Origin of the sequence: Agrobacterium burrii, from assembly GCF_017313405.1 — a bacterium.
In the GTDB taxonomy this organism is placed as follows: Bacteria; Pseudomonadota; Alphaproteobacteria; order Rhizobiales; family Rhizobiaceae; genus Agrobacterium; species Agrobacterium burrii.
Genome location: NZ_JAFLNA010000002.1, coordinates 131,965 through 143,233, shown reverse-complemented (window position 1 = coordinate 143,233; position 11,269 = coordinate 131,965). Strand labels below are relative to the sequence as shown.

Below are 11,269 nucleotides of genomic sequence, written 5' to 3'. Positions count from 1 at the left end.
CACCCCCGGGTTGGCGCATCAGGCGTCGTCGGCGTCCACGCGCACGATGTTGCTATTCACACCGAGCGATGCGTTAAGCTTCATCACTGCGTTGGCCTGGTCGAACTGCTCGGACTGGCTCATCACTTTGGCAATGAAGAGCCGCTGTGACGGCGTGCCGCCCGCTGGCGCGTCGTTCAGCACCAACTTGAATTCATAATCATGGATGGTCTTCTCGGCCGCGATGAGAGCCTGCTGACCCGGGTCGGCGTAGTCGATGCCCATGACGAGTTCCATCGTGCCGGCGCTGCGCGGTCCCTTCAGGGTACGGGTGCGTGCTGCATCAATGGACGTGAAGTTCACGGCCTCGGACGTGTCACCAAGGCTGCCGAGAGCTTCGAGCTCGCGAATCTCTTTCCACGTCACTGCGTCAGCTGCGGAGAAGTCGGCGAGAACAAAGTCTGTGCTCTTCTGTGTTTTGGTTACGCCGATGAACAGTTTGGCACCGGCAGTTGCGAAAATGGTCATGTTCTGTTCCTTTCGGTGCGCCGCGCATCTGCGGCGTCGATCGCGTTGCAGCGTTGGCAGCCAGGCCGCCAGTTCGTTTCAACCATCCTCAGATCCGGACGGCTTCGGATGGATTTGATGTGGCGAACCAAGACCGCTGGCGCGCCACATTGACAAAGGTCATTGCCGGGTCTGGCAAGATACTCTTTCGACCGCTTCGCCCACTCCTTGTCGTAACCGCGAGCCGAAGCTGTCGGCCGCTTGGCGTCATGGCGAGCTTTCCGGTCCCGATTGTCGCGCGCCACGCATGGGCAGATGACCCCAGAGGGAACCACCTTGCCGCATTTGCAAACACGAGGCGCGCGAACTGGCATCACGGCAGCTGGATATGCTGATGGCCGATAAGAGCGATTGCACCCATCTGGATAGACGTTCCACCAGCCTTAGTCAGGGAGAGGCGAACGAAGCGCTTCCGGCCGATATATTCCACCTGATAGGCGCTTGTGGCCGCAAGCGTTGCCGGAACACCACTGATGACGTCATCTGCAGCCGCATCGGTGTAGCCGCTGCCGGACACGTCGCTTTCCTGCACCTTCACCCCGAAATCGCCAGCGCCTGTCACAGCACCGGTGTTAAGGATGAACATCAAGCCCTGAGAGCCTTTGCGGTCGATCTCGATGCCATCAACGGCGGCTGCCTGAGAGGCGGAGGCCAGAGCCGGCTTGCCGGCCAGATTGTGGTAAAGTCCTTTGCGCATGTCCGTTGCTCCTTAGTTTGCGGAAATCTTGAGGAACTTCACAGCGTTGAAGTCACCGGCACCGCCGCCTACGCGCCTGTAGACGTCAAAGACGATGCGGCCTTTTTGGGTGAGTTCGTCGCGATTTACGCGAACGCCCTGACGATCCACGATCACGTAGCCCTGGCGGAAGTCACCGAAGGCAATCGGCAGTTCGCCGGCTCCAATATCGGGCATGCCTTCATCAATCTCGACGCGGTAGCCGAGAAGCGGATGCTCGACGCCTTCAATCAGGTTGCCAGTCGGAGCCCATAGGAACCGGCCATTTGCATCCTTGACCGTGCGGAGGCGGACCGCCGTGTTGCTGTTCATCATGAACACGGCGTTGGACTTGTACGGGCGGCGCAGCGCGGAGATCAGCTTGATCAGGCCCGTTGTCAGCATGTCATCGGTCGGAGCGGAAGCGTGACCAACGGCAACATACTGGTGCTTGCCCCACGGGCGCTCGAAGTCCTTTTTCGGGTCTGTACCGTAATCGAGAAGGCCACGCGGCTTGCCCTCGACGCCGTCACCTCGGAGGAAGGCTTCACCTTCGGTCTCGGCAAAGTCATGGGTGGCATTGTTGACCAGCCAGGACGCGATATCGGTTGCGGCGTCATCGATGAGATGGCGAGTAGCAACTGGTGCTGCATAAAGCTCCATGACCGGGTAACTGTGCTTGATCAATTCCGGGCGGGCGGTGTCCTGCGGGCGGTCATCACGCTCCGCAACCCACTGAGCACCGCGCTTGCCCAACGAATAAAATCTTTCGTATTTGTCGCTGGAGATGCTGACGACTTCAGCCAGACCGCGCAGCGGCGACAGGTCGGTCATCAGTGTGCGGATCGAATAATCGATGGTCGGCAAGACAAAATAGCCGCCGGATGGATCGTTATCGGAAGACGCTGCCGATTTGCTCTCGAAAGCGCCACCGGCATCTTCGATCACTGCAGAACTGGCGTTGCGGAGGTAGGACGCGAGGGCTTTACGCTCGATTTCCTGCTGCTCGTCGCCGCTCTTCTTGCCGCCCGGTCGGTTGGCCTTCGTCTCCAGCTCGGCAATGCGATCAGTCAGCGCCTTGATCTCCACGCCGCCTTCGACCTTTTTCAGACGGTCATCGAGCGTTTTCTGGAGGTCTTCCAGCGACTTCGTGACGATGGAAACGGGATCGTCTTCCTCGCCCTTGCGGGAGATTGCTACGCTGCCGAGCAGCGCCTGTTTCGTGACATGCTGCATGTCAGTTCCTTCCAAAATGCGCGGCTGCGCGGTTAATGGCAGCGGCAATGGAAATCGCCTCCACTGCCGACTTGGCCGAAGTCACCTTCGCGCCGGGGTGCATCGGGATCGTCACGAGGGACGCTTCCAGAAGTTCAAGAGATTTAATGAGACGCCCGCCGCCGGAGCGGCTGGTTGCCTGCTTGGTGATGAAGCCGATGGATAGGCCGCGAACGGCACCGGATTTCACCAAGGCCCGGACTTCGCGAGCGCGGGACACCTCATCGACCAGGAGCTTTCCGGTGATGTGCAGGCCGTCGGATTTCTCGGTTGCGACATCCCATGTGCCAATCGGGTCGTTCATGTCATGGCCGAAGAGCATGGGTATAGGCAGCTTCACGCCCTTGAAGGCGCCCGGATCAATCCAGTCGCCGACGCGGTCCGGAGTGCCAAATTTCCAAGCCACACCGCTGACGGTACCGGCATCATCGGCAATCATTTTCGTTTCGATGAAAATGCGGTCCATCATGGTCTCCGTAGCAGCGTCAAAATTCCGAAAAATAAAATCGCGAGCAGAATCGCGTGCAGAGTGTTTTCGATCATGCGGCGGCAGGACTCCGGAAATGCGCGCGGTCGCCTGCGAAGGCGTCGACTTGCTGCTGGATCCATGCGACGTTCAGGAAGACGAGGAGAGCCTTGTGCGAGAAGGGCAACGGCTTGCCGTCTTCCTCGATCTCCCAGCCAAGGACGCACCGGCCCAGGCAGTTGACGCGAGCCTTCTCGCGGAGTTCGAACGAAACCTTGCCCTCACCATCGGCGGCGGCGGCCAGTTCATCCATCATCTGGATACGGGCACGATGCTGCACGTCGCTATCCGGGCCTGCGATACGGAGGCGGAGGACAAGCTGTCCCTCCCATGGATCGAGGATATCGAGCCAGCGGCCACGATCCTGATCGGCAAGGTTCGAGCGGATATCGTCAAGCTTCATCGTTCGGCTCCTTGTCGGGATCGTCTTGCTTGTCGTCGGGATTGGGCTTTTCCTCAGTTTTGAGGGAATTGCCTGGCTGACTGGCTCCGGTGTTGGGGTTCGCGTATTCGTCGCCGCCATCGTAAGGCGGCAGGTCCAGCCACTCGCGGGCCGTGTTCGGATTGATGACGCGGGAGGAGACAAGGCTGCTGATCGCCGTGGCACGCGCTGTCAGGTCCACGTTCGTGAAATCGTCACGGTCGAACCGGATGGCGTATTTCTTTCGGTCTTCCTTGGAGAACATGGCACGCCGAAACGCGCCCTCCAAAGCCTGCAGCCATGGCTCTAAACATAGCATCAGCGTCATCTTGAAGCTGGCCTCAGAGTTATTCCATGTGGCCCTTGAGAGGTCGCCCAACATGACGGCGGGCAGATTGAATGCCCTTGCTATTTCTTGCAGCTGGAACAGCCTTAGCTGTTGAAACTGGGCGTCAACGCTCGAAAGCGTCATAGCCTTCCACTTCGCACCGTCCCAGAGAATTGCCGTTTTGCCCGCGTTTTCCGAACCTTCCATCGCCGCGCGCCAGCCCGCAATCATCGACTTCGAACCTTCGGCGCCGAGCGGCTTCTCGCTTTCGATTACGCCGCCAGGTCTCGCGCCTTGTCCGAAGAGGCGAGCAGCGTGCCGTTCCATCACCATGGCAACACCGATGGCCTCGCGACACAATGTCAACGGCGCCTTGTCGAATGGGCCACGCAGATGGACGATGTCGGAGGATGGTTTCACAATACCGTTGATCCGGTAGCGCGGTGCTAGGCTATCGTCGGGGTAATCGACGTTGATGAAGCCCGGCCGATACCGGACTACCTCTCGGACTTCGCCGCCGACGCGGTTTACCCACGCTAGGCCACCCTGATCTCGGCATAGCGCGTCGACCATTATCGAACGGATGAACTCGAAACCGGACGTCCACTCGTTTGCCTCGTCACGAAGCAGCGCGGTGACGGGGTGGTCAGGGATATCTGTCTCGGTGCGGTCGGCGTTGACCTGCACAACCTTGACCTTGAGGGAAGCCGCAGCCTCGGAAATCGTTCGGACCGCTGCGGCAACTGCCGGCACGCGCAAGGCGCTCTCGGACGAAACCGAAATGCCGGTTGCCGTCGGGACGCCGCCGCCAAGCAGATCAAGGATTTGCTCGTCGGTCAGGGCTTTCTGGGTGCGTTTGAAAGGGTTCCAACTCATGCGCTGGAACTTGTCTTAATTCAGCGCTGCGGGCGACTGTGCAAGATTATGCAGAAAGCGCTATTGTCAGCGGAAAAGCTTACAGGCCCTTTTTGGGATCAGCCTAGACGCCGATCGTCCATTCTTTTGGCGAACTTTCCACTTCAATTATCACAGAACGAACTGGCCTTAGTTTTCCAGAAGAGTCAGACCAGTCCGTTTGCTCGATTCCAAGTCTAGTGTCAGGGAACCTTGACAGGTTTCCGGGGATCATCTTCGCTATTTCGGCAGTTGCGCCGGTTTGTCCGACATTACCCTCATCACCGAGGGCCACGAGTCTGTATGTTGTTTCCATAGGTAAATTCTTTCGTGTTTGTGTGTGGTTGGTAGATGTCTGTATGTAGGGGCCTGTAAGCCGACTCCATTTTACCGTTGTCGGTGCAAACGGCAACATCACTTCTTTTTCATCCAGTCGATCAACTCGGATTTGAAAGCTAGAAGCCGCCCCGCAGGTCGATATATCGGAGCTGTGGGATCTGATTTCTCAATTCGACGCACAGTATCCGCCGATAATCCCATGAAGCGGCCGATAGCCTTCGCGCCCCATAGAGCCGTGACGGCAACGTTGGTTCGACTTGCCGACCCATCAAGCTGCAACTGCCCCGATGCGGCGGCAAGCACGCGATCCGCGCGGGCGGTCGTGAGCGGCTTTACCAAACCTCGTCCTCCTCTGTGTAATCTGGGGCGCCGGGTGGGTAAGGCACGATCAGATAACCACCAGCCCGAAGAATTCGGATGAATTTTGGAACTTCGCTGGTGAACGAGAATGTCTCCCGAGCGAGTTGCGTAGCGTTACGGTGGGTGGTTATCGAAACTGTCGTTCCTTGTACCGACCAATTGGTTGTTTCTACCTGCGCCCAAAGCCCTGTTTGCTCAGTGAGTTTTTTCATGCGGATTTCCTCCAGCTTGCGATGTTGACGATTTCCGCGTCGAGGTTGGGGTGCGGAGTGTACGCCGCTTGCCAGAGGCATTCTCGGTCCCTCATCAGCCACCTATGCTGAGCGATTATGATTTTCGCTGACGGTCGGGCTTCAGCCCAAGCGAACAGATCCATCTGGCGATCATCGACCATTGGCGGTTTTCCTCGCGATTTTAACTTTGATTTCAGATATCGATCTGGGACTGAGATTCCACCACTCTGCGACGGCTGTCGCGTCTTCCAGCGAAATGCCAGGAGCGAGTTCTTCGATGCGCTGAATGCGTTGGCGTTGATTTGACGGCGCCCTGATGGCTTCTTCTTCTTCTTTTTCCGGCCGAAAATCCGAAGGCTCGACGTTGCTCACTACGTCAGCCGTCCGCGGGAGATCTGTAGGCGTAGCCGGAAGATCGACCGGAGGAGCCTCTTCGGCGACGACTGCGGACGGCGGACCACACGGTATGACGCGATCTTCGGAGGTTTGCTTCAGGGGTTCAGTGGATCGGTTATCTTCTAAGGTTAGGGGACCCAATCCGGTACTAATGTGGGACCCGTTTGGGTATTCTTCATAGACCCGAATAGGTACGATCGAGGGACCTGTTTCGGTCTTTTCAGTGATGGTACGAACGGACCCATTTAGGTCCTTTCGATCCAACTGGGGCAGGCATAAAATTATTGTGTTCGATCCATTGAAGCGACGCTTCTCAGTGTAGATGAGACCGGCCTCGCGTAGCGCCGAAAGACCTTTCTTGGCGCCGGATACCGAAAGCCCACAGGTCGCCGCGATCGTCTCGATAGATGGATAGCAGGCTCCGGTTTTTCGGTTGACGAAGGTGTCGACGATTGCCAGAGCTACCCTGAAACTAGAGGCGGGCAAATCAGATGCCATCAACGTCTTGCGCCAGATGTGCGGCTCCCGCGAGAGCGCTAGATGTTGCTCGTTGCGCAAAACCGAAGCTTCGACTAATTTGGGGTTGTGAACTTTTGAGACATCTGCCCGATCGGCGCGCGAACGCCGATCGGGCTTTCTGTTTTCTTGGGTCATCGTGCATCCTCCCCTTCGACAAGAGAGACGACCTCGCCGCGGACATCATCCGCGACGAGACGCGAGGAACTGGCGGCGGCATTGGTCGCAATATCCACGATCAGAAAAGTTTCGACGCCGGCGATTTCACGGGTACGGCGGATGGCATAGCCGTGGCGGCGCGCGAATGAACGGAGAGAGGCCGGGATCATTGCGCCACCCTCAACTCGAAGGCCCGCGCAGCGACCTTGCACGCATCTTCCGGCGTCAGCCCAAAAATCGTGCGGACGTGCGGAAGTACCGGCATGGGCGGATTCTCTTGCGAGGCGAGCCAGACCGCTGCCGCTTCCAAGTCGGATTGTGGCGATGTTTCCCCAGGTTGCTTAACAACCGCGACGGATGGCCGGTCGGCGTTGAGCCGGAGATAGGCTGCTTCAACGACGGACTCGCGCCACCGTACCGAACGCAGCCCTGTGCGCTCGCCAGGCGGTAGAAGACCACGGGCGATCAATCGATAAACAGTTGGGGGACTTGTTCGTTTGGCTGCGCATATTTCGCGCAGCGTAAGCATTCTCTCGTTCATATCAAAAGCACCTTTTTTCGGTGCCTTGACTCAGGCACCGTAGTTAGGTGCCTCGGCAGCGGCGACCGGAAAACAAAAAACCGCAGCTGCCGCTACGGGTCATTGTTCTCCAAATTCGCGCACTGTTGCGCTCGTTGACGATCTATAAATACGTCAAGCGTCGTAAAGTTTCAAGTCTTCACAAAATGAAGCGTATCTCACGACATCACAGAAATGGGCCTGAAAGTAGGCTCACAGATACCAGTAGCAGCAATATTGAGTTAAATCAACGCCTTAGTGACGGCATATGGCGGAGAGGGTGGGATTCGAACCCACGATACCCTTGCAGGTATGCCGCATTTCGAGTGCGGTGCATTCGACCACTCTGCCACCTCTCCGCATGCGCGAACGCTTGCGTTGCGCGCTCCTCATAAACATCAATGGCCGGGCTGACAAGGGAAATTTCGTGTTTGTGTCACAAATTGTTCGTCATGGAAGAGACTGGAGAAATGCGCCGACTTTTGGCGGTTTTTACAGGCATTTTTAATGTGACACGCATCGACCCTCAGCCGTGCGCGTCACATTCGGCAATGGTGTTAGAGCAATTGATAACGACGTAGGATTTCCACAATCCGGTCGTCCTGTTCCTGATCCGGCAGCAGGGCCGGCTGGCGGCTGGCGCCGACGGAGGGGTCCTGGAGGTAGAGCGAGCGCTTGACCATGGCGGGCGCGAAACCGAGGGCGTAGAGATCGGTGCGAAAGGCCGCGTAGATCGCCTGCTGGCGCTCGGCTTCAGTGATATCCCCGGAGTTGAACGCGTTGAGGATGCCGGCGAGCACATCCGGCATGGCGTTGCCGAGGCCGGAAATGCAGCCTGCGGCACCGTTCTGCAATGACCACAAGACGAGGTGGTCAGGGCCGGAATAAACCTCGAAACCGGGCATTTCCTTCGCCACCTGAAGATAGGCCTCCAGCGTCTGCTGCGCGCCGCCGGAATCCTTGATACCGGCGATATTGCCATGGGTCGCAAGTTTGCGCGCCGTTTCGGGTTCTATGTGGTTCTGGGTGCGTGCGGGAATGTCGTAAAGATAGACCGGTGTTTCAACGGCGTCGGCCACCGTCGAGAAATGGCGGATCAGGCCTCCCTGCGTGCAGGCGATGAAGAAGGGCGTGATGACGGCGATGCCATCCACGCCGATGCGGTCGAAGGCCTTGGCAAGCTGTATGGTCTCGAATGTGGCGGGCATGCCGGCATTGACGATGACTTTAGCGCGGCCAGCCACCTCGTTTACCACCTCTTCCGTCAGGCGGATTTTTTCTTCATGGGTCAGCGCGGTGAAATCGCCGTTGGTGCCGGCGCACATGATGTTGTTACCAGCCGCCACCTGGCGGCGCACTTGCGCGCGGGTCGCCTCGTAGTTGATCGTTTCGTCCTCGTTGAAACAGGTGACGAGCGCGACGAAGGCTTGTTTGGTCATGAAAGAACTCCACTTGAATTTCCGATGACATGGTCGGCCCCTGCCGGGTTGCGCGCGGAATGCATATCGGGGTCGGGATCGAGGCTGGCTGAGAGCAGCGCGCGGGTATATTCCTCACGCGGTGCTTCGAAAACCTGCCGGACGGTGCCGAATTCCACCACCTCTCCGCGCTGCATGACCATGACGTGATCGGCAAAATCCCGAACCACCGGCAGGTCATGCGCGATGAAGATAAAGGACAGGCCCATTTCGCGGCGCAGCTTGTCCAGAAGCGCGATGACCTGCGCCTGAACCGAGACATCGAGCGCCGAGACCGCCTCGTCGCAGATGATGAGCTTCGGCTCCAGCGCCAGGGCGCGGGCAATGGCGATCCTCTGCCGCTGACCACCGGAAAACTGGTGCGGATAACGGCGAAGATGATCCGGCGAGAGGCCGACCTGCTGCAACAATTCCGCAACCCGTTCGCGCCATTTTGCTTTCGGCAATATATCCGGGTGGATCACCCAGGCTTCGGAGATCAACTGGAACACCGTCATGCGCGGATTGAGCGACTGGGTAGGGTCCTGAAACACCATCTGCAGATCGCGCCGCAGCGCAAAGAGTTCGGCAGGCGACAGCTTGAAGAGGTCCCGTCCCTTCCATAACGCACTGCCCGCATCCGGCTCGTCGAGCCGCAGCAAAATGCGGGCGAGCGTCGATTTGCCGGAGCCGCTTTCGCCGACCACGGCGATGGTTTCGCCTTCCATGAGGTCGAAGGAAACACCCTTCAACGCCTCGAATGCGCCGTAACGCTTGCGGACATCGCGCACACTGAGCAGCGGTTCGCCGGCCGCTTTCGGCTCGTGCATGTCGCCCCTGCCGGGTGCGGCGCTGATGAGCTTGCGGGTATAGGGATGCTGCGGATTGCGGTAAACATCGCGAACGGTGCCGGCCTCCACCAGCACGCCCTTTTCCATCACCACCACCCTGTCGGCTATTTCGGCGACGACGCCGAGATCGTGGGTGATGATAAGCACGGCCATGCCGGTTTCCCGCTGCAATTCCTTGAGCAGTGAGAGCACTTCGGCCTGCACCGTCACGTCAAGCGCAGTGGTCGGTTCGTCAGCGATCAAAAGGTCGGGCCGCAGCGCCAGCGCCATGGCGATCATGACGCGCTGGCGTTGGCCACCAGAAAATTCATGCGGATATTTCTTCAATGCACTGTCGGGATCGGGAATGCCGACACGGGCGACAAGGCGCCTCGCCTCCGCTTCGGCTTCCATCTTGGCCATGCCATGGGTGGTCATGGCCTCGCGGATCTGCCAGCCGACGGTATAGACGGGGTTAAGATGGCTGAGCGGATCCTGAAAGATCATGGCGATGCGCCGGCCGTTGACCTCGCGGCGGGCTTCTGCCGGCATGGTCAGAAGGTCTTTGCCCTCAAGCAATATCTGGCCGCTGCTGATATATCCGGGCGGCATGTCGATGAGGTTCATGATGGCCGAGGACGATACCGATTTGCCCGAGCCGCTTTCGCCGAGGATCGCCAACGTTTCGCCACGGTCGATATGGTAGGAAACATCCTTCACCGCATGGACGACACCGCTTGCGGTGTGAAATTCCACGGAAAGGTTGCGCACCTCGAGAAGATGGTCAGCCATGCTTGCGGCCTTTCATTTCCAGCCGCCAGCGCTGCACCGGGTCAAGCGCGATGCGCAGCCAGTTGGACAGCAGGTTAAGCGACAGGGTGGTGAGGATGATGGCCAGTCCCGGCCAGAATGACAGCCACCAAGCATTGGTGAGGTACTGCCGCCCCTGCGAAATCATCAGACCCCAGGTGATTTCCGGCGGCTGAATGCCGATGCCGAGGAAGGACAGCGCGCTTTCCGCCAGCATCACATAGGCGAAATCGAGCGTCGCAAGCGTCGTCAGCGTCGGCAGCACCACGGGCAGAATGTGACGGAAGAGAATTCGTTTGCCCGATGCGCCCATCACCCTTGCCGCCTGCACGAACATGCGTTCGCGCACCTCCAGCACTTCCGCCCTTGTGGTGCGGATGTAAACCGGGATGCGGGTAATCGCCAGAACCAGCATCAGGTTGAGAATGGAGGAGCCAAGCAGAAAAAGCACGATGACCGCGATCAGCAGCGATGGAAAAGACATGATCACGTCCGCCAGCCGCATGATGATCTGGCCGACACGGTTGGATGAAAAACCAGCGATCAAGCCGAGCACGGTGCCGGTGACGGCGGACAGAAGCACGGCGCCGGCGGCGATCATCAGCGTATTCTGCGTGGCGGCGACGATGCGTGCCAGAAGCGAGCGCCCGAGCGCATCCGCCCCCAGCCAGAAATACCATTCGCGCTGCCAGTCGAACGGGGCAAGATTGCGCCCGCGCAGGTTCTGTTTGGTCGCCAGATCGCCAAGCCACGCCGGACCGACGAAAGCGAGTATGACGATGATGATGAGGAAGATAGCGGCACAAAGCGCGAATTTATCGGCCCACAACATGCGCAGCATGCGCGTTGCGAAGGACGGCTCATCGATGATCCGGGTATCGGCGTTCAAAAGGCTCATGGCTTGA

At 58.7% G+C, this 11,269-nt stretch carries 14 protein-coding genes and 1 tRNA gene; all 15 read right to left on the bottom strand.

The features are described from left to right. Positions 1-18: 18 nt before the first annotated feature. Positions 19-507, bottom strand: coding sequence for a hypothetical protein (locus tag JZX89_RS04150; protein WP_207133181.1), 489 nt, complete (start codon positions 505-507; stop codon positions 19-21). Positions 508-859: 352 nt separating this feature from the next. Beyond that, positions 860-1,243 (bottom strand): hypothetical protein, encoded by a 384-nt coding sequence (locus JZX89_RS04145; protein WP_207133180.1) that lies wholly within the window; start codon positions 1,241-1,243, stop codon positions 860-862. Between the two features lie 12 nt (positions 1,244-1,255). Then, positions 1,256-2,497, bottom strand: coding sequence for a phage major capsid protein (locus JZX89_RS04140; protein ID WP_207133179.1), 1,242 nt, complete (start codon positions 2,495-2,497; stop codon positions 1,256-1,258). 1 nt (position 2,498) lies between these two features. Next, positions 2,499-3,002 (bottom strand): HK97 family phage prohead protease, encoded by a 504-nt coding sequence (locus JZX89_RS04135; protein WP_207133178.1) that lies wholly within the window; start codon positions 3,000-3,002, stop codon positions 2,499-2,501. A gap of 73 nt (positions 3,003-3,075) precedes the next feature. Continuing rightward, positions 3,076-3,465 (bottom strand): hypothetical protein, encoded by a 390-nt coding sequence (locus JZX89_RS04130; RefSeq protein WP_207133177.1) that lies wholly within the window; start codon positions 3,463-3,465, stop codon positions 3,076-3,078. Further along, the gene (locus JZX89_RS04125; RefSeq protein ID WP_207133176.1) at positions 3,455-4,687 is read right to left on the bottom strand and encodes a phage portal protein; all 1,233 of its coding nucleotides are present in this window, start codon (positions 4,685-4,687) and stop codon (positions 3,455-3,457) included. Before JZX89_RS04125 ends, JZX89_RS04130 begins: the two co-directional genes overlap by 11 nt. 432 nt (positions 4,688-5,119) lie before the next feature. Further along, positions 5,120-5,383: a hypothetical protein gene (locus JZX89_RS04120; RefSeq protein ID WP_207133175.1), complete on the bottom strand. Its 264-nt coding sequence runs from the start codon at positions 5,381-5,383 to the stop codon at positions 5,120-5,122. Then, on the bottom strand, positions 5,377-5,616 hold the full coding sequence (locus tag JZX89_RS04115) for a hypothetical protein (protein ID WP_207133174.1): 240 nt from the start codon (positions 5,614-5,616) through the stop codon (positions 5,377-5,379). The genes JZX89_RS04120 and JZX89_RS04115 overlap by 7 nt, the downstream gene beginning before the upstream one ends. A gap of 171 nt (positions 5,617-5,787) precedes the next feature. Beyond that, positions 5,788-6,687 (bottom strand): helix-turn-helix domain-containing protein, encoded by a 900-nt coding sequence (locus JZX89_RS04110; RefSeq protein WP_207133173.1) that lies wholly within the window; start codon positions 6,685-6,687, stop codon positions 5,788-5,790. Next, positions 6,684-6,878 carry a hypothetical protein gene (locus JZX89_RS04105; RefSeq protein ID WP_207133172.1) on the bottom strand — a complete coding sequence of 65 codons (195 nt, stop codon included), beginning with the start codon at positions 6,876-6,878 and terminating at the stop codon, positions 6,684-6,686. Before JZX89_RS04105 ends, JZX89_RS04110 begins: the two co-directional genes overlap by 4 nt. Then, the gene (locus JZX89_RS28850; RefSeq protein WP_369809533.1) at positions 6,875-7,237 is read right to left on the bottom strand and encodes a helix-turn-helix transcriptional regulator; all 363 of its coding nucleotides are present in this window, start codon (positions 7,235-7,237) and stop codon (positions 6,875-6,877) included. The genes JZX89_RS04105 and JZX89_RS28850 overlap by 4 nt, the downstream gene beginning before the upstream one ends. A gap of 299 nt (positions 7,238-7,536) precedes the next feature. Continuing rightward, positions 7,537-7,626, bottom strand: a tRNA-Ser gene (locus JZX89_RS04100). Between the two features lie 198 nt (positions 7,627-7,824). Continuing rightward, a complete protein-coding gene (locus JZX89_RS04095) occupies positions 7,825-8,706 on the bottom strand; it encodes a dihydrodipicolinate synthase family protein (protein ID WP_207133171.1) in 882 nt (293 codons plus the stop codon). Next, positions 8,703-10,346, bottom strand: a complete 1,644-nt coding sequence (locus JZX89_RS04090; protein WP_207133170.1) for an ABC transporter ATP-binding protein — start codon at positions 10,344-10,346, stop codon at positions 8,703-8,705. Before JZX89_RS04090 ends, JZX89_RS04095 begins: the two co-directional genes overlap by 4 nt. Continuing rightward, positions 10,339-11,262 carry an ABC transporter permease gene (locus tag JZX89_RS04085; RefSeq protein ID WP_149899600.1) on the bottom strand — a complete coding sequence of 308 codons (924 nt, stop codon included), beginning with the start codon at positions 11,260-11,262 and terminating at the stop codon, positions 10,339-10,341. Before JZX89_RS04085 ends, JZX89_RS04090 begins: the two co-directional genes overlap by 8 nt. Positions 11,263-11,269 lie beyond the last annotated feature (7 nt).